Consider the following 22,368-nt stretch of genomic DNA (forward strand, 5'->3'; position numbering starts at 1 on the left):
GCCCGGACCGGTCAGCGTCCTCGACCGTACGCGTGCGCCACGAGCACCGGGCAGTGGGCGTGCTGCACCAGGGACTGGCTGACCGAGCCGAGCACCATCCCGGTGAATCCGCCTCGCCCTCGGCTCCCGACGACGATCAGGGCAGCGTCCCGGCTTGCGTCAATCAGCGCCTGGTCCGGCTTCTCTGCCCGTAGCTGCCGGGCGGTCACGGTCAGCCCCGGATGGCTGCCGCGCACCGACGCCACCGCGGTGTCCAGCACCTTCGTGGCATCGCTCGCACCGGCGGTGTGCACGTGCACCAGCACCAGCTCGGTCTGCTGCCGGGTGGCCTCGTCGGCGGACTGCCCGACCGCCACCTCCGCCGACTCCGAACCGTCCACCGCGACCAGCACCGGTCCGCCCGCCCCGATGGGCTTCTCGGTGGGCCGGACCACCAGCACCGGGCAGTGCGCGTGCGCCGCGACCTGCGAACCGACCGCGCCGAGCAGCAGCCCGACGAAGCCGCCGTGCCCCCTGCTGCCCACCACGACCAGTTCCGCCCGGCGGGACTCCTCAATCAGCGTGGCTCCCGGCCCGCCGGCGACCTGCCGCGCGTGGATGGTCAGCGTCGGCCAGCGGTCGGCCAGTTCGGTCGCGGCCCGGTCCAGCATCGACTGCGCTTCGTCGTTCGGGGCCGGAACCCCGAACTCGTACGGGTTGATGGGAACCCCGTACCCGGACGGGTGCAGGTAGCCGTGCACCAGATACAACGGTCGCGACCGCCGCACCGCGGTGCGGGCGGCGTGCTCCGCCGCCACCAGGCTCGGCGGCGAGCCATCCACCCCTACCACCACGGCTCGGTTCATCAGCACCTCTTTCAGGCTCGATCGGACCTATTGTCCCCCGGGCCGACGTGGCTGACCCGGTTACCGGCAACGACGTCAGCGGCGGCTGTCCGGGCGTGGTCCACCGGTGCGTAGCCGCTCGCGCCGGTGCGGTTATCCGGCGGGGTGCCGGACGATGGCCAGTGGGCTGTGCCCGTGGTGCAGGACGGCGTGGCTGACCGAGCCGAGCAGCAGCCCGCCGAGGGCACCGCGCCCGTGTGCGCCGACAACCACCAGCTGCGCGCCCCTCGACGCCTCCACCAGCATCCGGGCCGGCGAGCCACGTACGACCCGGTGCCGCACCTGGACCTGCGGATACAGTTCGGCGAAGCCGGCGAGCGACTCGGCGAGGGCCCGCTCCTCCTCGCCCTCGACGGCGTCCAGGTCGTAGACCAGGGGCAGGACGTCCCCCGGTCCGACCGGGGTGGGGAAGAGCCAGGCGTGCAGGGCGAGCAGCGGAGCGTCCCGGCGGGTCGCTTCCTCGAACGCGAAGGCGACTGCCGCGGTGGACAGCGGCGAACCGTCCACACCCACCACGACCGGGCCGTCCGCCCGCGGCTCGCCGCGGACGACCAGCACCGGGCCCTTCGCCCGGGCAGCGACCTGCACGGTGACCGAGCCGAGTAGCAGCCCGGCGAAGCCGCCCAGACCCCGGTGGCCGAGCACCGTCAGCACCGCCTCCCGCGCCTCCTCGACCAGCACCGGGGTCGGTGCACCGTCCACCACGACGCCAGTGATCCGCAGCTCGGGGGAGATCTTGCGGGCCTGTTCCACCGCTTCCCGTACGTACTGTTCGGCCTGGTTGCGCAGCCCGGCGGTGACCGGGGCACCGGGAACCGGGGTCAACGGGGTGCCGGTCAACGGCCAGATGAAGGCGTGCACCACCCGGAGCGGGCGCTGCCGCGACTCCGCCTCGCGCGCCGCTACCCGGACGGCGTCCAGCGCGGCGGCGGAACCGTCCACACCCACCACGACCGGGGCTCCGGCGTTTCTCGTCATGATGTCTGCCTCCTTCGGCTGGCTCACCCTCAGCCTGCCGGTCCGGTAATCGCCCAATCAGGGTCGGTCGGCCCAAGCCGGGGGCCATTGGTCCCCCGCCGCGGCAGCCTCGAACGGAGCTACCATCGCGCGATGCCCACCGATCTGCGCCTGCGTCCCGTACTCGATAGTGATCTTCCGTTTTTCTTCGCCCACCAGCAGGACGCCGAGGCCAACTGGATGGCGGCTTTCGGCCCGGCCGACCCGGCCGACCGCACCGCGTTCGAGGCGCACTGGGCGCGGATCCGCGCCGACCCGACGGTGGTGTCGCGGACGGTGGTGGTCGGCGATGAGGTGGTAGGCCATGTGAACGCCTTCCCCGCCGACGGACGCACCGAGGTCAGCTACTGGATCGATCCAGGTCGCTGGGGCCGGGGGTACGCGACCGGTGCGCTCGTCGTCCTCCTGGGTGAGCTGCCGCGCCGGCCCGTGCACGCCCGCGTGGCCAAGGACAACCGCGCCTCCCTCGCCGTGCTACGCAAGTGCGGCTTCGTCGTCACCGGCGAGGATCAGGGGTACGCCCCAGGGCGGGGCGTCGAGGTCCAGGAGTGGGTTCTGGAGCTCGCCGGCCCGGCCCCGGCAGCCGCGCGGAGCTGAGGTACTACTCTCTCCGAGGTGAACTGGCTGGAACTGATCGGCTGGACCGGATCAGCGGTGCTGGTCTGGTCACTGCTGCAGACCGCTGTCCTCCGGCTGCGCGCCCTGAACCTGGTCGGGTGCGTCGTGTTGATCGGCTACAACGCGGCGGTCCCGGTGTGGCCGATGGTTGGCTTGAACGTCGTGCTGGCCGCCATCAATGTGTGGCACCTGCGTGGCATGCTGACGACCCGCCACGACGCCGCGACCTACCAGGTGGTTGAGGTGGGCGTCGACGACCAGTTCCTGGCCCACACGCTGCGGGTGCACGCCGCCGACATCGCCCGGTTCAACCCCGGCTTCACCTGGCACCGAAGCGAGCAGCGGTCCGCGTTCCTGGTCGTCAAGGCCGACGAGGTGGTCGGGGTGGTGCTGGCGCACGCGGAGCCGGGCGGGGTGGCCCAGGTCGACCTCGACTATGTCACCCAGCGGTTCCGGGACTTCACCCCGGGCGAGTTCGTGTACCGGCGCAGCCGCCTCTTCACCGACAAGGGGTTTCGGCAGGTCGTCACCCCGCCCGGCATGGTCGCCCCCTACTATCACCGGCTCGGCTTCCGCCGACAGGGCGACGCGTACGTGCTGGACCTCCCCGCCGCCGCATAGCGGGGCCACCGGTGGTGGCTATCCGGTCGCCGTCAGGTTCTGCAGCCGAACCTGGCCGCGTGCCACCAGCCGGTCCCCGTCATCGGTGATCTCCACCTGCCACAGCTGCTGACTACGGCCGCGGTGGACCGGGGTGCCGACGGCGGTCAGCTCACCCGACCGGACCGCCCGCAGAAAATCGGTCTGGTTCGACACGCCGACGACCTGCCCTCGGTCGCCCAGCCAGGTGGCCCCGCCGATGCTCGCCGCCGTCTCGACCACCGAGCAGTAGACGCCGCCGTGCTGGATGCCGTACGGCTGGTGTAGCTCGGGGCGGACCTGCCAGCGGAGGATCACCCGGTCGGCGCTGACCTCTTCGTAGTTCAATCCCAACAGGCCCACGAAGCCGCCGGTCAGATCTGGCTCGTCCACGGCATAGCCCTTCGTCGTTGCAGGGGCGGCCAGCATAGCCGGCTGGTAATCCCGGTAGTGGTGCCGGCTGGTCATGCGGGAGAATCGGGGACTGTGACCGACACCAGCCCCCCGCCGGCAGAGCGGGAAACACTCTTCGACGATCTTCGGTGGCGTGGCCTGATCCAGGACTCCACCGGCCTCGACGAGCTGCGCGCGTTGCTCGACGGCCCGGGAGCGGCTTTCTATGTGGGCTTCGATCCGACCGCGTCGAGCCTGCATGCCGGTCACCTCATGCAGGTCGTCACCGCCCGGCGGTTCCAACTCGCCGGCCACCGGCCGCTGCTGCTGGTAGGCGGGGCGACCGGGCAGATCGGTGACCCGAAGGAGAGTGCCGAGCGGGTTCTCAACCCACCCGAGGTGGTGGCCGGCTGGGTGGCCCGGATTCGGGACCAGCTGGCACCCTTCGTGTCGTACCAGGGTGCGAACGCGGCACAGCTGGTCAACAACCTGGACTGGACCGGCGAGATGTCGGTGGTGGAGTTCCTGCGGGACGTCGGCAAGCACTTCCCGGTCAACCGGATGCTGGCGCGCGAGGTGGTGCGGGCCCGATTGGAGAGCGGGGTCAGCTTCACCGAGTTCAGCTACCAGCTGCTCCAGGCCAACGACTTCTTCGAGCTGCACCGACGCCACGGGTGTCAGCTGCAGTTTGGCGGCTCCGACCAGTGGGGCAACATCACCGCCGGCGTCGACTTCATTCGTCGCCGGGGCGCGGGGCCGGTGGAGGCGTTCACCACGCCGTTGGTCACCCGGTCGGACGGTACGAAGTTCGGCAAGACCGAGGGTGGGGCGGTCTGGCTCGACTCGGAGCTGACCAGTCCGTACGCGTTCTACCAGTTCTGGGTAAATGCTGATGATCGCGACGTCGTCCGCTACCTGCGCTACTTCAGCTTCCGTTCCCGGGCCGAGCTGGAGGCCCTGGAGAAGGAGGCCGCGGAGCGGCCCGCCGCTCGCGTCGCCCAGCGGGCGCTCGCCGAGGAGCTGACCACCTTGGTGCATGGCGAGCGGGAAATGGCCCAGGTGGTCGCCGCGAGCCAGGCGTTATTCGGGCGGGGGTCGCTGGCGGAACTCGCCCCCGCGACGCTGCGCGCCGCCCTGACCGAGGCGGGCCTGGTCCACCTCGACGAGCTGCCCGACGTGGTCGGGTTGCTCAAGGAGTCTGGTCTGGTGCCAAGCAACAAGGAGGCCCGTCGGGTGATCGCCGAGGGCGGTGCCTACCTGAACAACAACCGGGTGTCCTCGACGGACGCGGTCGTCACCCCGGCGGACCTGTTGCACGGCCGCTACCTGGTCCTGCGTCGGGGGAAGCGTTCCTTCGCCGGTGTTGAGCTGCGAAAATAGCGAGATCCTGATGATGTGACCGGGGACGCGTCCGGCGGATTTGACGGCAACTCCCTCGGACGCGTAACTTTCTCTCTGCCAGCGCGGAACGGACAAAAACGGGGCGGTCGCCCCGGGTGGCCGGAGCGCTGGAAGCGACCTTTCGGACTGACCGAGCCGCACGGCCCGGACTGTTCGCTTGGGCGGTGCCCCAGACTCGCCGATAGGCGGATTTGGTGAGGCGAAACCGACCGGGTAAGGTTAGCCGCCGGCAGGAGCCGGGCGCGCTAGCGGGAAACCGCAAGCGGCCGGTCTGCCGAAATCACGACGAAGGCGACGGACAGTCGGTGACGTTGTGATGCCCAAAAGTGGACGAAGTCGACAGATCGCCACAAAGCGGTTTGACACGGCAGAAACCACCGGGTAACGTAGTAAAAGTGCCTGACGCGAGAGTGACAGGCTGGAGCGGTTGCCTCCGGAGGGGCCCTGGTTTGGGGTTCTGATGGTGTGTGGTTGTTCTTTGAGAACTCAACAGGGTGTTTGGAAAGCCAGTGCCGTTTTGGTCTGGGTTGGCCTGCTGTTTGGTGGGTTGGCTTGGGCTTGAATTTGGCAGCAAATTGTTTTTTGTTGCTGGGATTTTCTTCAAGTTTTTGTTGGAGAGTTTGATCCTGGCTCAGGACGAACGCTGGCGGCGTGCTTAACACATGCAAGTCGAGCGGAAAGGCCCTTCGGGGTACTCGAGCGGCGAACGGGTGAGTAACACGTGAGTAACCTGCCCCAGGCTTTGGGATAACCCCGGGAAACCGGGGCTAATACCGGATATTACTGGCTGCCGCATGGTGGTTGGTGGAAAGATTTTTCGGCTTGGGATGGACTCGCGGCCTATCAGCTTGTTGGTGGGGTAATGGCCTACCAAGGCGGCGACGGGTAGCCGGCCTGAGAGGGCGACCGGCCACACTGGGACTGAGACACGGCCCAGACTCCTACGGGAGGCAGCAGTGGGGAATCTTGCACAATGGGCGGAAGCCTGATGCAGCGACGCCGCGTGAGGGATGACGGCCTTCGGGTTGTAAACCTCTTTCAGCAGGGACGAAGCGTTTGTGACGGTACCTGCAGAAGAAGCGCCGGCCAACTACGTGCCAGCAGCCGCGGTAAGACGTAGGGCGCGAGCGTTGTCCGGATTTATTGGGCGTAAAGAGCTCGTAGGCGGCTTGTCGCGTCGACTGTGAAAACCCGTGGCTCAACTGCGGGCTTGCAGTCGATACGGGCAGGCTAGAGTTCGGTAGGGGAGACTGGAATTCCTGGTGTAGCGGTGAAATGCGCAGATATCAGGAGGAACACCGGTGGCGAAGGCGGGTCTCTGGGCCGATACTGACGCTGAGGAGCGAAAGCGTGGGGAGCGAACAGGATTAGATACCCTGGTAGTCCACGCTGTAAACGTTGGGCGCTAGGTGTGGGGGGCCTCTCCGGTTCTCTGTGCCGCAGCTAACGCATTAAGCGCCCCGCCTGGGGAGTACGGCCGCAAGGCTAAAACTCAAAGGAATTGACGGGGGCCCGCACAAGCGGCGGAGCATGCGGATTAATTCGATGCAACGCGAAGAACCTTACCTGGGTTTGACATCGCCGGAAATCCTTCAGAGATGGGGGGTCCTTCGGGGCCGGTGACAGGTGGTGCATGGCTGTCGTCAGCTCGTGTCGTGAGATGTTGGGTTAAGTCCCGCAACGAGCGCAACCCTTGTTCGATGTTGCCAGCGCGTTATGGCGGGGACTCATCGAAGACTGCCGGGGTCAACTCGGAGGAAGGTGGGGATGACGTCAAGTCATCATGCCCCTTATGTCCAGGGCTTCACGCATGCTACAATGGCCGGTACAATGGGCTGCGATACCGTGAGGTGGAGCGAATCCCAAAAAGCCGGTCTCAGTTCGGATCGGGGTCTGCAACTCGACCCCGTGAAGTCGGAGTCGCTAGTAATCGCAGATCAGCAACGCTGCGGTGAATACGTTCCCGGGCCTTGTACACACCGCCCGTCACGTCACGAAAGTCGGCAACACCCGAAGCCGGTGGCCTAACCCTTGTGGGGGGAGCCGTCGAAGGTGGGGCTGGCGATTGGGACGAAGTCGTAACAAGGTAGCCGTACCGGAAGGTGCGGCTGGATCACCTCCTTTCTAAGGAGCGCCATCCGTCGAAGGGCGGTATGGAGCCTCGGTTGCCTGTGTTGGGTGATGGGGTGCTCATTGGTCGGAGACACTGGCTAGTCAGTTTTGGCAGCGGTTTGATGCTCTTGTACACGCTCTCTTCGGGGGGTGGTTGGAAGGGGTTGATGATGCGGCTGGGGTTGGCGTTGGACACCCTGTTGGGTCCTGAAGGAATGACCGTGTGGTTGTTTCTTGGGCCGTTGTTCCTGTGATGTTGCCGTTTGGTGGTGTTGCGGGGGTGGCGGTGTTGCCTGGCGTGGCTTGTCTCGTATACCGGATGCTGGTTTTGCCTCTTTTGGGGGTGGGGTTGGTGTTGCTGGTGCGGGGTGGTGGTTGCGGGTTGGTTGTTTGTTGAGAATTACACAGTGGACGCGAGCATCTTTGTGGTCAAGTTGTCAAGGGCGAACGGTGGATGCCTTGGCACCAGGAGCCGATGAAGGACGTGGGAGGCCGCGATAGGCCTGGGGGAGTTGTCAACCGAGCTGTGATCCCAGGATGTCCGAATGGGGAAACCCGGCATCAGTCATGTGATGTCACCTGCACCTGAACTCATAGGGTGTATGGGGGGAACGCGGGGAAGTGAAACATCTCAGTACCCGTAGGAAGAGAAAACAATTGTGATTCCGTGAGTAGTGGCGAGCGAAAGCGGATTGAGGCTAAACCGGCTGCGTGTGATACCTGTCAGGGGTTGCGTGGTTGGGGTTGTGGGACCCTGCGGCACGGGCTGACACTCGTGTGGGGAGTTATAAAGCTGGTGGTTAGTTGAACAGTCTGGAATGGCTGACCGTAGACGGTGAAAGTCCGGTAGGTGAAAACTGCCAGTCTCCTGTGGGTGTTCCCGAGTAGCGGCGGACTCCTGTAATCTGCCGTGAATCTGCCAGGACCATCTGGTAAGCCTAAATACTTCCTGGTGACCGATAGCGGATAGTACCGTGAGGGAATGGTGAAAAGTACCCCGGGAGGGGAGTGAAATAGTACCTGAAACCGTTCGCCTACAATCCGTCGGAGCCTTTAGGGGTGACGGCGTGCCTTTTGAAGAATGAGCCTGCGAGTTAGTGGCATGTGGCGAGGTTAACCCGGGTGGGGGAGCCGTAGCGAAAGCGAGTCTGAATAGGGCGTTAGAGTCGCGTGTCCTAGACCCGAAGCGGAGTGATCTAGCCATGGGCAGGCTGAAGCGTGGGTAAGACTGCGTGGAGGGCCGAACCCACCAACGTTGAAAAGTTGGGGGATGACCTGTGGTTAGGGGTGAAAGGCCAATCAAACTCCGTGATAGCTGGTTCTCCCCGAAATGCATTTAGGTGCAGCGTCGTGTGTTTCTTGCCGGAGGTAGAGCACTGGATGGTCTAGGGGGCCTACAAGCTTACCGAAATCAGCCAAACTCCGAATGCCGGTAAGTGAGAGCGCGGCAGTGAGACTGCGGGGGATAAGCTTCGTAGTCGAGAGGGAAACAGCCCAGATCACCAGCTAAGGCCCCTAAGCGTGTGCTAAGTGGAAAAGGATGTGGGGTCGCATAGACAACCAGGAGGTTGGCTTAGAAGCAGCCATCCTTGAAAGAGTGCGTAATAGCTCACTGGTCAAGTGGTTCCGCGCCGACAATGTAGCGGGGCTCAAGCACACCGCCGAAGCTGTGGCATTCACGCGTGTACTTCGCATGGCCTTTGGGTTGTGTGTAGGTGTGTGGATGGGTAGGGGAGCGTCGTGCCGGGGGTGAAGCAGCCGAGTGATCGAGTTGTGGACGCGGTGCGAGTGAGAATGCAGGCATGAGTAGCGAATGAAGGGTGAGAAACCCTTCCGCCGGATGACCAAGGGTTCCAGGGCCAGGTTAATCCGCCCTGGGTGAGTCGGGGCCTAAGGCGAGGCCGAGAGGCGTAGTCGATGGATAACGGGTTGATATTCCCGTACCCGCGAAGGAGCGTCCCTGATGAACCTCGTTGTGCTAACCATCCGAGCTTGGTGTGGTCTTCGGACTGTGCTGGGGGAGCGTGGGAACCTGGCGGGTAGTAGTCAAGCGATGGGGTGACGCAGGAAGGTAGCTGAGCCCGGCCGGTGGTTGTGCCGGGGTAAGCGTGTAGGCTGTGTCGTAGGTAAATCCGCGGCGCGTGTGGCTGAGACGTGATGCCGAGCCGATTCAGGTGAAGTCAGTGATCCTATGCTGTCGAGAAAAGCCTCTAGCGAGTTCCGAGCGGCCCGTACCCTAAACCGACACAGGTGGTCAGGTAGAGAATACCAAGGCGATCGGGTGAACTGTGGTTAAGGAACTCGGCAAATTGCCCCCGTAACTTTGGGAGAAGGGGGGCCGGAGACGTGAAGGCACGTGCTGCTGGAGCGTTGTATGGCCGCAGAGAGCAGGGGGAAGCGACTGTTTACTAAAAACACAGGTCCATGCGAAGAAGTAATTCGATGTATATGGACTGACGCCTGCCCGGTGCTGGAACGTTAAGGGGACCTGTTAGTCTTTCGGGGCGAAGCGGAGAACTTAAGCGCCAGTAAACGGCGGTGGTAACTATAACCATCCTAAGGTAGCGAAATTCCTTGTCGGGTAAGTTCCGACCTGCACGAATGGCGTAACGACTTCCCCACTGTCTCAACCACAGGCCCGGCGAAATTGCATTACGAGTAAAGATGCTCGTTACGCGCGGCAGGACGGAAAGACCCCGGGACCTTTACTATAGCTTGACATTGGTATCCGAATTAGCTTGTGTAGGATAGGTGGGAGCCGGTGAAGTGTGCACGCCAGTGCATGTGGAGGCAATCTTGAAATACCACTCTGGTTGGTTTGGGTATCTAACTTCGGACCGTTATCCGGTTCAGGGACAGTGTCTGGTGGGTAGTTTAACTGGGGCGGTTGCCTCCTAAAGGGTAACGGAGGCGCCCAAAGGTTCCCTCAGCCTGGTTGGCAATCAGGTGTTGAGTGTAAGTGCACAAGGGAGCTTGACTGTGAGACTGACGGGTCGAGCAGGGACGAAAGTCGGGACTAGTGATCCGGCACTGGCGAATGGAAGCGGTGTCGCTCAACGGATAAAAGGTACCCCGGGGATAACAGGCTGATCTTCCCCAAGAGTCCATATCGACGGGATGGTTTGGCACCTCGATGTCGGCTCGTCGCATCCTGGGGCTGTAGCAGGTCCCAAGGGTTGGGCTGTTCGCCCATTAAAGCGGTACGCGAGCTGGGTTTAGAACGTCGTGAGACAGTTCGGTCCCTATCCGCCGTGCGCGTAGGATACTTGAGAAGGGCTGTCCCTAGTACGAGAGGACCGGGACGGACGAACCTCTGGTGTGCCAGTTGTCCCGCCAGGGGCACGGCTGGTTAGCTACGTTCGGAAGGGATAACCGCTGAAAGCATCTAAGCGGGAAGCCTGCTTCAAGATGAGGTATCCCATCCACCTTTGGTGGGGTAAGGCCCCCAGCTAGACGACTGGGTTGATAGGCCGGAAATGTAAGCTCGGTAACGGGTTCAGTTGACCGGTACTAATAGGCCGAGGACTTGACTACTAAGTTGCTACGCGTCCACTGTGTAACTCTTGGCAAACAAACATTGCCTGTGGTGTTGGGTGTGTTTGATATGTCGATAAGTGTTACGGCGGTCATGGCGGAGGGGAAACGCCCGGTTACATTCCGAACCCGGAAGCTAAGCCCTCCAGCGCCGATGGTACTGCACTCGGGAGGGTGTGGGAGAGTAGGACACCGCCGGGCAAAACTTCAGTTGAGGGCCGACCCTACCCGGGTCGGCCCTCACTGCGTGCCGCCACCACCGGCCTAATCAGGGAGGATGAACCTGTGAACTCAGGACCGCACGGCGGCGACCGCACCCGTCGACACGAAGACCGACCAGCTGGTCGTGACGGCGCGTCACGTCGTGACGGCCGTCCCTCCTACCGGGATGACCGAGCCGCTGAGCGTGGCGGCGAACGTGGTTACCGCGGTGGTGAGCGTCGTGGTGGTGACCGCCGCGAGGGTGGTTACCGCGGTGGTGACCGCCGCGAGGGCGGTTACCGGGATGGCTTCCGCGGTGGTGACCGCCGTGAGGGTGGCTACCGCGATGGTGAGCGTCGTGGTGGTGACCGCCGCGAGGGTGGCTTCCGCGGTGGTGACCGGGGTGGCTTCCGCGGTGGTGACCGGGATGGCTTCCGCGGTGGTGACCGGGATGGCTTCCGCGGTGGCGACCGCCGCGAGGGCGGCTACCGCGGTGGTGACCGGGATGGCTTCCGCGGTGGTGACCGCCGTGAGGGTGGCTACCGCGATGGTGAGCGTCGTGGTGGTGACCGCCGCGAGGGTGGCTACCGGGGTGGTGACCGGGATGGCTTCCGTGGTGGTGAGCGTCGTGAGGGTGGCTTCCGCGGTGGTGACCGCCGTGAGGGTGGCTACCGCGATGGTGAGCGTCGTGGTGGTGACCGCCGCGAGGGTGGCTTCCGCGGTGGTGACCGCCGTGAGGGCGGCTACCGCGGTGGCGACCGCCGCGAGGGCGGCTACCGCGGTGGTGACCGCCGTGAGGGCGGCTACCGCGGTGGCGAGCGTCGTGAGGGTGGTTACCGCGGTGGTGACCGGGATGGCTTCCGCGGTGGTGACCGCCGTGAGGGTGGCTACCGCGATGGTGAGCGTCGTGGTGGTGACCGCCGCGAGGGTGGCTACCGGGGTGGTGACCGGGATGGCTTCCGCGGTGGTGACCGCCGTGAGGGTGGCTACCGCGATGGTGAGCGTCGTGGTGGTGACCGGGATGGCTTCCGCGGTGGTGACCGCCGTGAGGGCGGCTACCGGGATGGTGAGCGCCGTGAGGGCGGCTACCGAGAGGGTGAGCGCCGTGAGGGCGGCTACCGCGGCGGTGGTGAGCGTCGTGAGGGTGGCTACCGCGGTGGTGACCGGGATGGCTTCCGCGGTGGTGACCGCCGTGAGGGCGGCTACCGCGGTGGCGACCGTCGTGCGGAACGCCGGTCTGAGCCTAACGCCCCGGTAGGACCGGAGCTTCCTGACGAGATTGTCGCCACCGACCTGGACAAAGACGTTCGTGCCGAACTGCTTGCCTTGGCCAAGCCGACCGCCGAGAAGGTGGCCCGGCACCTGGTTGCAGTCGGTCAGCTGATTGACGAAGACCCGGCTGAAGCGCTGGCGCATGCCCTCGCAGCCCGGCGGCTCGCCGCCCGTATCGCTGCCGTCCGTGAGGCAGTCGGCCTGGCCGCGTACCACGCCGGTGAATGGCAGACGGCGGTCGCCGAGCTGCGGACGTACCACCGGATGACCGGCCTACAGAGTCACCTCGCGGTGCTCGCTGATTGCGAGCGGGCGCTCGGCCGCCCGGAGCGTGCGGTCGATCTGTACCGGGGGGCAGACCGGAAGGAGTTGGACCGCGCGGTCGCTGGGGAACTGCTGATCGTTGCGGCTGGCGCACGGGGCGACCTGGGCCAGAAGGACGCTGCGGTGGCGATGCTCCAGGTGCCGGAACTGACCGGGGAGGCGGCGGAGCCGTGGACGGTACGGCTGCGGTACGCCTACGCGGATGCGTTGCTCGCGGTTGGCCGGCGTGAGGAGGCCCGAGAGTGGTTCTCCCGTGCTGCGGAGGTCGACACTGACGGAGCGACCGACGCGGCTGAGCGCCTGTTGGAGCTCGACGGGGTGATGATCGAAGGCGACGAGGAGGAGGACGTCGAGGACGTCGCCGCTGGCCCGGGTGGCCTCGGCACGGGTTCGGAAGAGCCGGATGCCGAATCCGTTGACGGGGATATGCCCGACGCTGACTCTGCCGGGGCCCGTGACGGTGCTGACGACGCCTCGGACGATGCGTCGGTCGGCAGTGCCGACGACACCTCGGAGGCCGGTACTGGTGACCCGAGCGGTCCCAGTACGCAGCGGCCCGGTGGCGACCCGGAAAGCCCGGCTGACGGCGATGAGGCGGGTACCGGGAAGTGACGCGGACCGGCGGAAGGCGGCTGGTTGACGGGTACGCCCTGGTCATCTTCGACCTGGACGGGGTGATCTACCTGGTCGACCAGCCGATCTCCGGGGCGATCGAGGCGGTGCGCCAGCTGCATACCGAAGACCGGGCGGTCGCGTACGCCACGAACAACGCCTCTCGCCGGTCCAGTGAGGTGGCCGACCTGCTTACCGGCATGGGCATCGTCGCCCGCCCGGAGGAGGTGCTGACCTCTGCGGCGGCCACCGCTCAGTTGCTCCGCGAACGGTATCCGGCGGGGACACCGATCCTGGTCGTGGGGGCGGAGGCGCTGCGTGCCGAGATCCGCGCTGCCGGGCTTACCCCGGTCGCGCGGGCCGAGGAGGATCCGGTCGCGGTGGTTCAGGGGTACGGCCCGCAGGTTGGCTGGGCCGACCTGGCTGAGGCAACGGTGGCGATTCGGGGCGGGGCGACCTGGGTTGCTACCAACACCGATCGCACGCTGCCCAGCAAACGGGGTCCCCTACCCGGCAACGGTGCCTTGGTCGCCGCGGTGCGGATCGCGCTCGGTCGGGATCCAGACCTGGTCGTGGGTAAGCCGGCGCCGGAGCTTTTCGTCGCTGCCTCCCGGCGGGCCAGCGGGGGGCGTGCCCTGGTCGTCGGCGACCGCCTGGACACCGACATCGAGGGCGCGGTCCGAGCGGGGCTGGACAGCTTGTTTGTGCTGACTGGGGTTAGCGACGTGGCCGAGTTGCTGGCTGCCGGACCAGAGCATCGACCGACATTTGTGTCAGTGGACCTGGCGGGGCTCTTCGAGCCGGCCGCGGTGGTGCGGGTGTCGGGTCCGGCGGAGGCCGATGGGTGGTCGGCGGTGGTTCGTGACGGCCGGCTGGAGCTGTCTGGTGCGGGACGCCCGCTGGACGCGCTGCCGGCGCTCTGCGCGGCGGCCTGGTCCACCGGGCGGTCATCCCCGGTGCGGGCGGTCTCCTCGGCGGCTGAGCGGGCGCTGGCGACGTTCGACCTGTCGTCCAGCTGAGCAGCTCCAGCATCGGGGCGCGGGGATTAGGGCCGTGCTCAGCTCGCTCCGAGGATTTTGCGAAGTTTAATCAGGTCAAACGGGCTGGCCTTGACCGATACCCGTCTGGATGCCACCGCGCGGGTGATGTCCAGTTCCCCGCGGACCAGGGCGAGGAGATCCTCGCTGGTGGTACTCAGGGCGATCTTGGCCTTCGGATCGTCACCGTCGGTGAGGTCGGTCAGCTGGCCGTCGGTGAGGCGGCCGTGGAAGGCGGCGTTCAGGTCGGTGATGCGGCAGGCCAGCGTCCGGTCCAAGCCGACGTGCTCGCGTACCGTCTCGGCGTTGCCGTTCAGCCGGGCGGTGAGGTCCCGCAACGCCTGCCGGCACTCGTCAACGCTAGCCACATCGCCTCCACGACTCGCCACACCCACTCTCCGGCACCGTACCGCACGGGTGGCCTGGCCACGCCGGTAGCGTGAGGACCGCACACTCCCCTCTCGCGGAAGGACTCAGGCATGCAGGACGCGTGGCGTTCCTACCTTGCGTTGGCCATGGGCCTGACGGAGGCACCTCGGAGGAAGGCCCAGGAGACGGCGCGGCGGGTGGTCGGCGCGGGCGGCGCTACCGCGGTCCAGCTTCAGGCGCTTGCCGAGGAACTGGTCTCCACCAGCGCGGCCAACCGGGAAGCGCTAGCCAAGCTGGTCCGGTTCGAGGTCGAACGGGCACTCGGCGCTGTCGGCCTCGCCACCGCCGACGAGGTGACCGAGCTGACCCGGCGGGTACGCGAGTTGGAGCGGCAGCTACGGGAGGCACCAACCGGATCGGCGACGACGCTCGCCGACAGCGACGCTGTGGCGGATGTGGACGCAGTTCATCCGACGGACGTGGACGCAGTCCATCCGATGGCGTCGGGTGGTGCTGCGGAACCGGCGGTGTCGCCGCTGACTGCTCTGCCTACCGTGGCAGCGGACCCTTCGCCCGGAACAACCGTGACCACAACCAGCCCGGCGAAGCAGACACTCGCGAAGAAAACGGTCGCGAAGCAGGCGGCCGCGAAGCGGACGGTCGCGAAGCAGGCGGTCGAGAAGCGGACGGTCGCGAAGAAGGCGCCGGGTAAGCAGCAGCCAGGCGGCCCGGAGTGAGCGCCGTCCACCGCTGGTTGGGCTCCGCTGGCGGGCGGCCGTGACCGCCCTGCCCCGCCCCGGTCCAACACCGGGCGTTCCGCCAGGCGCCGGACCGGGGGCACCGCGACCAGCGCCGCCGGCTGGGTTCGCCGCCGAGAAGGCCGGTGTCGAGACGGCCGGTGTCGAGACGGCGGCGCCGAACCCGGCGGTTGACGCCGCCGTGCAGGCGATGGTCAACGCCGCCGGACTACCCCTGGCGGACCAGATCGCGCAGTACGAGGCGGCATACGAAACGCTGCGGGAAACCCTCGCCAGCATTGACCAGTCCTAAGACCCGGAGAAACAGGTATGGCACGTCGTACCCGGTTGGACGCGGAACTCGTCCGCCGTGGCCTGGCCCGCTCGCGTGAGCAGGCCGCCGCCTTGGTGGAGGCTGGCCGCGTTCAGCTACGCGGGGTCCCCGCCCGTAAGGTTGCCGCGCTGGTCAACCCTGCAGATCCGCTGCTGGTCACGGGAGCGGATCCGGTTTCGGAGTACGTCTCGCGGGGCGGGCACAAGCTGGCTGGCGCACTGGCCTCCTTCGGCCCGCGCGGGCTGGCCGCGGCTGGGCGGCGCTGCCTCGACGCTGGTGCTTCCACGGGTGGGTTCACCGACGTGCTGCTGCGTGCCGGCGCGGCTGAGGTGGTGGCGGTTGATGTCGGGTACGGGCAGCTTGCCTGGCCACTGCGTAACGACGAGCGGGTACGCGTCTTCGAGCGGACCAACGTGCGTACTCTCACGCCAGCGGCCATCGACGGTACGGTCGACCTTACCGTCGCCGACCTGTCGTTCATCTCCCTGCGGCTGGTGTTGCCGGCCCTGGCATCCTGTACCCGACCGGACGGCGATCTGGCGTTGATGGTGAAACCGCAGTTCGAGGTGGGGCGCGATCGGGTCGGCGCCGGGGGCGTGGTGCGTGATCCAGCGTTGCGGGCCGAGGCGGTGCTGGCGGTGGCGGTTGCGGCGGACCAGCTCGGGTTGGGTCTCGCTGATGTCTGTGCCAGCCCGTTGCCGGGGCCCAGCGGGAACGTCGAGTTCTTCGTATGGTTACGCCGGGGTGCGCCGGCGGCTGATCCGGAGCGGGTGCGGGCGGTCGTGGCGGCCGGGGCCACCGGCGGTCGGTCCGGCACGGCTACGGAGGAGGTAGCGGGGTGAGCGGTCGGGTGGGCCGGGTGGCGTGTGGGGCCGACAGCGGGCCTCGGACGGTACGGCGGGCGTGGTGAACCGGACCGCGCTGCTGGTGACGCACACCGGGCGGCGGCGCAGCACCGAACACGCGCGGGCGGTTGCCGGGGATCTGATCGCGGCCGGCTTCGTTATTCGCGTTCTCGCCGAGGAGGCCGAGGATCTCGACCTGCCCGGGGCGGTTCCGGTGACCGGTCCGGAAGCCGCGGAGGGCGCTGAGATCGTCTTCGCGTTGGGTGGGGACGGTACGTTTCTGCGGGCGGCCGAGCTGGCCCGGCCGGCGAAGGTGCCGCTACTCGGGATCAACCTGGGTAAGGTCGGCTTTCTCGCCGAGGCTGAGATCGACCACCTGGACTCGGTGGTCCGGGACGTGGTGCGTCGTAACTACACGGTGGACGAACGGCTCACCCTGGACGTGACCGCCGAGTTCGACGATGGACCGACGATCGAGTCCTGGGCGTTGAACGAGATCAGCGTCGAGAAGGGGGAGCGGGCCCAGATGCTCGAGCTCCTCGTTGACGTTGACGGGCGGCCGCTGTCCCGCTATGGCTGTGACGGAGTCGTCTGCGCCACTCCCACCGGCTCCACGGCGTACGCGTTCTCCGGCGGTGGCCCGGTCGTGTGGCCCGAGGTGGAGGCCTTGTTGTTGGTGCCGATCAGCGCGCACGCGCTCTTCAGCCGGCCGCTGGTCACCGCGCCCACGTCCACCCTCGTCATCACCGTGGACCCCTTTACCAGTCTCGCGGTGCTCTGCTGTGACGGACGGCGGGTGTACGACCTTCCGCCGGGCGCTCGGGTGACGGTGCGGCGCGGGGCCCTGCCGGTGCGGATCGTGCAGCTGACCGCCCGGCCGTTCACCGACCGGCTGGTGGCCAAGTTTGATCTGCCGGTGCAGGGCTGGCGGGGCAGCCGACACTGAGCAGGCCACCGCCGGTGCCCGCGGCTGTCGACTGGTCAAGCGTCGGGCACCGCGTCTACTGTCGGGTGCTGTGCTGGAAGAGCTACGCATCACCGGACTGGGTGTCATCGAGGACACGACGCTGCCGTTGACCGGCGGAATGAACGTGATCACTGGTGAGACCGGTGCGGGTAAGACCATGGTGGTGACCGGTCTCGGTCTGCTCTTTGGCGGGCGCGCCGACGCCGGGCGGGTGCGGGCCGAGCCCGGCCGCGCGGTGGTCGAGGGTCGACTGCGGCTGGCCGGAAGGGCTGCCGAGACCGTATCTGCCCGGATCATTGACGCGGGCGGTGACCCGGACGAGGACGGTTCGGTGTTGCTCAGCCGCACTGTCACCACAGAAGGCCGTTCGCGGGCCCACCTCGGCGGCCGGAGCATGCCGGTGTCGATGCTCGCCGAGGTGGGTGAGCAGGCGCTCGCGGTGCACGGTCAGTCCGACCAACTGCGGTTGTTGCGCCCGGCCGAGCAGCGCGCCGCGCTCGATCGGTTTGCCGGTCCGGAGCACGAGAAGCTGCTCGACGCGTTGCGCGAGGTGTTCACCCGGTGGCGGTCGGTGGTGGACGACCTGGCCAGCCGGCGTCGAAACGCGCGGGAGCGGAATCGGGAGGCCGACCTGCTGCGCCTCGGTCTCGACGAAATCACCCGGGTTGATCCGCAGCCGGGCGAGGACGACGAGCTGAAGACGGAGGCGCAGCGGCTGGAGCACGCCGAGGGGCTGCGGACGGCGGCGCGGCTGGCCCAGCAGTGCGTGTCCGGTGGAATGGAGGCCGCCGAGGACACCCCGGATGTCACGACGCTACTCGGCACCGCCCGCCGTACCTTGGACGGGCAGTCCGGTACCGACCCCGCCCTGGGGGAGCTGGCGGCGCGCCTGGAGGAGGCGGCGACCCTGGTCGCGGATGTCTCCGCGGAGTTGTCGACGTATCTGGCGGGGCTCGACGCTGATCCGGCGCGGCTGCAGGCGGTCTACGAGCGACGAGTCGCGTTGCGGGCGCTGACCCGCAAGTACGCCGACGACACCGACGGGGTGATCGCCTGGGCTGAGCGGGCGCGGGCCCAACTGTCCGATCTGGATTCTTCGGACGAACTGCTCGACGAGTTGGACCGGGAGGTGTCCCGGCTGGCCGGCGAGGTGGCCGAGTTGGCGGGTCGGGTGTCGGTGGCGCGACAGGAGGCGGCGACCCGGTTTGCGGCGCAGGTCACGACGGAATTGGCGGGGTTGGCCATGCCGCACGCTCGGGTGGAGGTGGGGGTGCTGCCCCGCCCAGTGGGGAAGTCCGAACCCGGCCTTTCGGTCAATGGTGTCGAGGTCGGGCTCGGGCCAGACGGCGGCGATGAGGTGGAGCTGCGCCTGTTGGCCCACCCGGGCGCGCCAGCCCTGCCGCTGCAGCGGGGTGCCTCCGGTGGTGAGCTGTCCCGGGTGATGCTCGCCATCGAGGTGGTCTTCGCCGGCTCGGGCGGTCCGCCCACGCTGGTCTTCGACGAGGTTGACGCCGGGGTTGGTGGCCAGGCCGCGGTGGAGATTGGCCGTCGGCTGGCCCGGCTGGCTCGCAGCCACCAGGTGCTTGTCGTCACCCATCTGCCCCAGGTTGCTGCCTTCGCCGACCGGCATCTAGTGGTGGCGAAGGACACCGGCGGTGCGGTGACGACCAGTGGAGTGCGGGTGGTCGAGGACACGGAACGGGCGCGGGAACTCGCCCGTATGCTTGCGGGGTTGCCGGATTCGGATCTGGGAATCGCGCACGCTGAGGAGTTGCTGGCGGTGGCCGCGCGAGAGCGGCGGGCGTAACCGCGCGCCGGTAGCACCACCGGCACGCCGCTTCGCCGTAGTGTGCTTGTCTGGACTGGCGGCCCGCGCAGGCATGTCGCGTGAAGGTCGCCCGCTTTACATGCCAGGATGGTCACGATGCGTCTACCCATGTTGCGCTGGAACCGACCCGCTGAGCCGGGCCGGGCCAGCGGCACTGCCCGCCTGGACCGTCGGACAAAACGTCTGGTTGGCCGGCTTCGTCCCGGTGATATTGCGGTGATCGATCACGTTGACCTGGACCGGGTCGCCGCCGATTCGCTGGTGGCGGTTGGTGTCGGTGCAGTCCTCAACGCCAAGCCGTCGGTCTCGGGCCGCTATCCCAATCTCGGCCCGGAAGTGCTGATCGAAGCCGGTATTCCGCTCCTGGACGATCTGGGCGAGGGCGTCTTCGAACGGATCCAGGAGGGTGACACCGTCCGGATCGATGGCAACACGGTCTATCTGGGCGAAGAGCCGGTGGCCCACGGTGATCTGCAGGATGCGGAGACCATCGGGAAGGCGATGGCCGATGCTCGGGAAGGGCTCTCGGTCCAGCTGGAGGCGTTCGCCGCGAACACCATGGTCTACCTGAAGCAGGAGCGGGACCTGCTGCTGTACGGGGTGGGCGTTCCGGACATCCGCACCGAAATTCAGGGCCGGCACTGCCTGATCGTGGTGCGCGGCTACGACTACAAGGCCGACCTGGATGTGCTGCGCCCGTACATCCGGGAGTTCAAGCCGGTACTCATCGGCGTGGACGGCGGGGCGGACGCCCTGGTTGAGGCCGGCTACCCACCCGATTTGATCATCGGTGATATGGACTCGGTGACCGATGACGTGCTGCGGTGCGGCGCTGAGGTCGTGGTGCACGCCTACCCGGACGGACGGGCGCCCGGGCTGGCCCGGGTCAATGGTCTCGGCGTCCCGGCGGTCACCTTTCCCGCCGCAGCCACCAGCGAGGACCTGGCGATGCTGCTCGCCGACGAGAAGGGTGCCTCGCTCTTGGTGGCGGTCGGCACGCACGCCACGCTCGTCGAGTTCCTGGACAAGGGGCGGGGCGGGATGGCGTCGACCTTCCTTACCCGGCTGAAGGTTGGCGGCAAGCTGGTTGACGCCAAGGGCGTGAGCCGGCTCTACCGGCAGAACATCTCCGGGTCCTCGCTGCTGCTGCTGGTGCTGTCCGCGATTGCCGCGATGGCCTCGGCCGTGGCGGTCTCCACCGTCGGTAAGGCGTACCTGGGTGTGGTCTCCGAGTGGTGGAACAATTTCGTGTTCCAGCTGGAACGGCTCTTCTGACGCCGGTCCACCCGACAAAGAGGCTGCAGGTGTGATCAACTTCCGGTACCACGTGGTGTCCCTGACCGCGGTTTTCCTGGCGCTGGCGATCGGCCTGGTGGTTGGTACCACCGCGCTCAACGGGCCGGTGGCGGACGCTCTCAATGACAACGTCAATGAGCTGCGGAAAGACAACCAGGTGTTGCGCCAGACGGTCAACAACCTCGAGGAGGAGTTGACCCGCGAGGATGACTTCGCCGCCGAGTTGGCCGGGGTGGTCATGCCAGGCCGGCTCACCGGCAAGAGAGTGCTGGTGCTCAGTCTGCCGACGGGGCGTAAGCACACCGACGGCGTGGTCAATATGCTTCAGCTCGGCAACGCCGACGTGGTCGGCCGGGTCGACCTGCAGGACAAGTTCATCAACCCGGACAACAACAACGACCTGCTGGAACTGGCCGTCACCGCGGCCCGTCCCACCAACGCGCCGACCACCAACCTGCCCGGCAACGGGCATGGTGTGGAGACCTCCAGCGCGCTGCTGGCCACGGTGCTGCTGGACGGGGTGCCGGAGGCGACGCCGATCAGTGAGGCCGACCGGCGGGCCGTGCTGGCCGCGTACGCGAACGCCAACTATCTCACCACCTCCGAGCGGCTCACCCAGTCGGCAGAGGCGGTCGTGGTGGTCAGCGGCCCGCCGTACACGGACAAGGACTCCTCGGAGAAGGATGAGTCGGTAGTCAAGATCACTGAGCAGTTTGATCGGACCGGCACGACCGTGGTCGGCGGCACCGGCTCGGAAGGCGGGAACCTGGTGGCCTTCGTCCGGGACGACGCGGTACTGGCCGCGAAAATCTCCACAGTCGACAACGCCAACACCGTCCAGGGGCAACTGGTCACCGCGCTCGCCCTGGCGCAGCAGGTCACCGAGGACAAGGCGGGTCACTACGGTGTCGGTGACAACGCCGGGTCGTTGGTTCCCACCCTGCCCCAGGAATCGTGACGATCAACATCGGGTTCTGTCCCGCCAACCGGAAGGAGTCGGTGTGAGTGAGCGTGCCGAGCAACCCGTCGCGGGCCACAGCCAGGCGGATCATCTGGTCGCCGCGAGGCACGAGGTGACGGCGTGAGGTGGTTCGGTCGGCTCGTCGTCGCCGGCGCCGGTGCCGCCGTCGCTCGCTACGCGTTGCGTGCGGTACAAACCTCACCGGCGGGCCCAGCGTTGGAGCGGACGAACTTTCGGGGCCGGTCAGTGACCCTGGCGGCTGGCCCGGCGCTCGCTACCGGTGCCGCGGTCGCCGGTGCCGCCGGCGCACCGGGTCCCGCTGCCGGCGGAGCTGCCCTGGTCGCCGGCCTCGGCGCCGGGGCGGTGGGGCTCTACGACGACGTGGTCGGCGCGCGGCCGGAGCAGAAGTCCGCCAAGGGCTTCACCGGGCACCTCGCTGGGCTGCGCGAAGGGCGGATCACCGCCGGCCTGGTCAAGATCGTTGGTGTGGGTGCGGCGGGGCTCGCCGCCGCCACGCTGCTCGCCGGTGACCCGGACGTCGCCCGGCACCCGCGCCGGCAGCGGCAGGGCGCGGTCGGCCGGGGCATGGACGTCCTCCTCGGTGCGGGCGTGATCGCCGGCACCGCCAACCTGGTCAACCTGCTCGACCTGCGGCCCGGCCGGGCGGTGAAATCCGGGCTGCTGCTCGGCTCACCGTTGGTGACAAGCCCGCACGGCGGGATCGTCGCCGGTGCGGCTGGTGCCGCCGCTGGGCTGCTCCCCGCTGACCTCGACGAGGAGGTGATGCTCGGCGACAGCGGCGCCAACGCGCTCGGTGCGCTGCTCGGCGTCACCCTCGCGGCGCGCACCGGCCCGGTCGGCCGGGCCGGTCTGCTCGCCGTCCTCGCCGGGCTCACCGCCGCCAGCGAGCGGATCAGCTTCACCCAGGTCATTCAGCAGACCCCCGGGCTGCGCGAGCTGGACGCGCTGGGCCGTCGCGCCGACTGA

Annotated in this window: 18 protein-coding genes and 3 rRNA genes; 16 read left to right on the forward strand and 5 right to left on the reverse strand. The window is 67.3% G+C overall.

All coding sequences use genetic code 11. The annotated features are described in order from the left end of the window. Positions 1-11: 11 nt before the first annotated feature. Both SALPAC2_RS0102370 and SALPAC2_RS0102375 read right to left on the reverse strand, forming a co-directional pair. Positions 12-851: a universal stress protein gene (locus tag SALPAC2_RS0102370; RefSeq protein ID WP_018215027.1), complete on the reverse strand. Its 840-nt coding sequence runs from the start codon at positions 849-851 to the stop codon at positions 12-14. Positions 852-977: 126 nt separating this feature from the next. Then, a complete protein-coding gene (locus SALPAC2_RS0102375) occupies positions 978-1,862 on the reverse strand; it encodes a universal stress protein (RefSeq protein ID WP_018215028.1) in 885 nt (294 codons plus the stop codon). Between the two features lie 132 nt (positions 1,863-1,994). Here SALPAC2_RS0102375 and SALPAC2_RS0102380 point away from each other — a divergent pair, with 132 nt between their 5' ends. Both SALPAC2_RS0102380 and SALPAC2_RS0102385 read left to right on the forward strand, forming a co-directional pair. Next, positions 1,995-2,498: a GNAT family N-acetyltransferase gene (locus tag SALPAC2_RS0102380; RefSeq protein ID WP_018215029.1), complete on the forward strand. Its 504-nt coding sequence runs from the start codon at positions 1,995-1,997 to the stop codon at positions 2,496-2,498. Between the two features lie 18 nt (positions 2,499-2,516). Continuing rightward, a complete protein-coding gene (locus tag SALPAC2_RS0102385; RefSeq protein WP_018215030.1) occupies positions 2,517-3,140 on the forward strand; it encodes a hypothetical protein in 624 nt (207 codons plus the stop codon). Between the two features lie 18 nt (positions 3,141-3,158). On the opposite strand, the gene SALPAC2_RS0102390 is transcribed toward SALPAC2_RS0102385, so the two are convergent. Next, complete coding sequence (locus tag SALPAC2_RS0102390) at positions 3,159-3,587, reverse strand: PaaI family thioesterase (protein ID WP_188115868.1); 429 nt, start codon at positions 3,585-3,587, stop codon at positions 3,159-3,161. 57 nt (positions 3,588-3,644) lie between these two features. Here SALPAC2_RS0102390 and tyrS point away from each other — a divergent pair, with 57 nt between their 5' ends. The 4 genes from tyrS to rrf all read left to right on the forward strand — a co-directional run bounded on the left by tyrS (position 3,645) and on the right by rrf (position 10,799). Then, positions 3,645-4,931: a tyrosine--tRNA ligase gene (tyrS, locus tag SALPAC2_RS0102395; RefSeq protein WP_018215032.1), complete on the forward strand. Its 1,287-nt coding sequence runs from the start codon at positions 3,645-3,647 to the stop codon at positions 4,929-4,931. 629 nt (positions 4,932-5,560) lie between these two features. After that, positions 5,561-7,076 (forward strand): 16S ribosomal RNA (locus SALPAC2_RS0102400). Positions 7,077-7,491: 415 nt separating this feature from the next. Beyond that, positions 7,492-10,598: ribosomal RNA gene (locus SALPAC2_RS0102410) — 23S ribosomal RNA — on the forward strand. Between the two features lie 84 nt (positions 10,599-10,682). Continuing rightward, a 5S ribosomal RNA gene (gene rrf / locus SALPAC2_RS0102415) occupies positions 10,683-10,799 on the forward strand. Together the 16S, 23S and 5S rRNA genes form the textbook arrangement of a ribosomal RNA operon. Before the next feature lie 156 nt (positions 10,800-10,955). On the opposite strand, the gene SALPAC2_RS24295 is transcribed toward rrf, so the two are convergent. Next, complete coding sequence (locus SALPAC2_RS24295) at positions 10,956-12,161, reverse strand: hypothetical protein (RefSeq protein ID WP_223874884.1); 1,206 nt, start codon at positions 12,159-12,161, stop codon at positions 10,956-10,958. Here SALPAC2_RS24295 and SALPAC2_RS0102425 point away from each other — a divergent pair. Further along, positions 12,150-13,007 (forward strand): Replicase polyprotein 1ab, encoded by an 858-nt coding sequence (locus SALPAC2_RS0102425; protein ID WP_026184330.1) that lies wholly within the window; start codon positions 12,150-12,152, stop codon positions 13,005-13,007. The two genes, SALPAC2_RS24295 and SALPAC2_RS0102425, sit on opposite strands and share 12 nt — an antisense overlap. Next, on the forward strand, positions 13,004-14,026 hold the full coding sequence (locus tag SALPAC2_RS0102430) for an HAD-IIA family hydrolase (protein ID WP_018215036.1): 1,023 nt from the start codon (positions 13,004-13,006) through the stop codon (positions 14,024-14,026). Before SALPAC2_RS0102425 ends, SALPAC2_RS0102430 begins: the two co-directional genes overlap by 4 nt. Before the next feature lie 38 nt (positions 14,027-14,064). On the opposite strand, the gene SALPAC2_RS0102435 is transcribed toward SALPAC2_RS0102430, so the two are convergent. Continuing rightward, positions 14,065-14,412, reverse strand: coding sequence for an SCP2 sterol-binding domain-containing protein (locus SALPAC2_RS0102435; protein ID WP_018215037.1), 348 nt, complete (start codon positions 14,410-14,412; stop codon positions 14,065-14,067). A 111-nt stretch (positions 14,413-14,523) separates the two neighbouring features. Here SALPAC2_RS0102435 and SALPAC2_RS0102440 point away from each other — a divergent pair, with 111 nt between their 5' ends. From SALPAC2_RS0102440 to SALPAC2_RS0102475, 8 genes are all read left to right on the forward strand, one after another. After that, positions 14,524-15,150 (forward strand): phasin family protein, encoded by a 627-nt coding sequence (locus SALPAC2_RS0102440; protein ID WP_026184331.1) that lies wholly within the window; start codon positions 14,524-14,526, stop codon positions 15,148-15,150. A 40-nt stretch (positions 15,151-15,190) separates the two neighbouring features. Continuing rightward, positions 15,191-15,463 (forward strand): hypothetical protein, encoded by a 273-nt coding sequence (locus tag SALPAC2_RS0102445; RefSeq protein ID WP_018215039.1) that lies wholly within the window; start codon positions 15,191-15,193, stop codon positions 15,461-15,463. Positions 15,464-15,480: 17 nt separating this feature from the next. After that, positions 15,481-16,326 (forward strand): TlyA family RNA methyltransferase, encoded by an 846-nt coding sequence (locus SALPAC2_RS0102450; RefSeq protein WP_018215040.1) that lies wholly within the window; start codon positions 15,481-15,483, stop codon positions 16,324-16,326. A 22-nt stretch (positions 16,327-16,348) separates the two neighbouring features. Further along, positions 16,349-17,275, forward strand: a complete 927-nt coding sequence (locus SALPAC2_RS0102455; RefSeq protein WP_018215041.1) for an NAD kinase — start codon at positions 16,349-16,351, stop codon at positions 17,273-17,275. 70 nt (positions 17,276-17,345) lie between these two features. Beyond that, positions 17,346-19,103: a DNA repair protein RecN gene (gene recN / locus SALPAC2_RS0102460; RefSeq protein ID WP_018215042.1), complete on the forward strand. Its 1,758-nt coding sequence runs from the start codon at positions 17,346-17,348 to the stop codon at positions 19,101-19,103. Between the two features lie 117 nt (positions 19,104-19,220). After that, positions 19,221-20,399, forward strand: a complete 1,179-nt coding sequence (gene steA, locus SALPAC2_RS0102465) for a putative cytokinetic ring protein SteA (RefSeq protein ID WP_026184334.1) — start codon at positions 19,221-19,223, stop codon at positions 20,397-20,399. 31 nt (positions 20,400-20,430) lie between these two features. Continuing rightward, positions 20,431-21,378: a copper transporter gene (locus SALPAC2_RS0102470; RefSeq protein ID WP_018215044.1), complete on the forward strand. Its 948-nt coding sequence runs from the start codon at positions 20,431-20,433 to the stop codon at positions 21,376-21,378. A 123-nt stretch (positions 21,379-21,501) separates the two neighbouring features. Beyond that, positions 21,502-22,368, forward strand: coding sequence for a hypothetical protein (locus SALPAC2_RS0102475; protein WP_018215045.1), 867 nt, complete (start codon positions 21,502-21,504; stop codon positions 22,366-22,368).

It is taken from the genome of Salinispora vitiensis (assembly GCF_000378825.1).
Classification (GTDB): domain Bacteria; phylum Actinomycetota; class Actinomycetes; order Mycobacteriales; family Micromonosporaceae; genus Micromonospora; species Micromonospora vitiensis.

Bases quoted from the DNA above. Each gene is read 5' to 3' on its own strand.
- SALPAC2_RS0102375 (WP_018215028.1), bottom strand. From the start codon at position 1,862: ATGACGAGAAACGCCGGAGCCCCGGTCGTGGTGGGTGTGGACGGTTCC.
- SALPAC2_RS0102380 (WP_018215029.1), top strand. From the start codon at position 1,995: ATGCCCACCGATCTGCGCCTGCGTCCCGTACTCGATAGTGATCTTCCG.
- SALPAC2_RS0102390 (WP_188115868.1), bottom strand. From the start codon at position 3,587: ATGCTGGCCGCCCCTGCAACGACGAAGGGCTATGCCGTGGACGAGCCA.
- SALPAC2_RS0102440 (WP_026184331.1), top strand. From the start codon at position 14,524: ATGCAGGACGCGTGGCGTTCCTACCTTGCGTTGGCCATGGGCCTGACG.
- SALPAC2_RS0102450 (WP_018215040.1), top strand. From the start codon at position 15,481: ATGGCACGTCGTACCCGGTTGGACGCGGAACTCGTCCGCCGTGGCCTG.
- steA (WP_026184334.1), top strand. From the start codon at position 19,221: ATGCGTCTACCCATGTTGCGCTGGAACCGACCCGCTGAGCCGGGCCGG.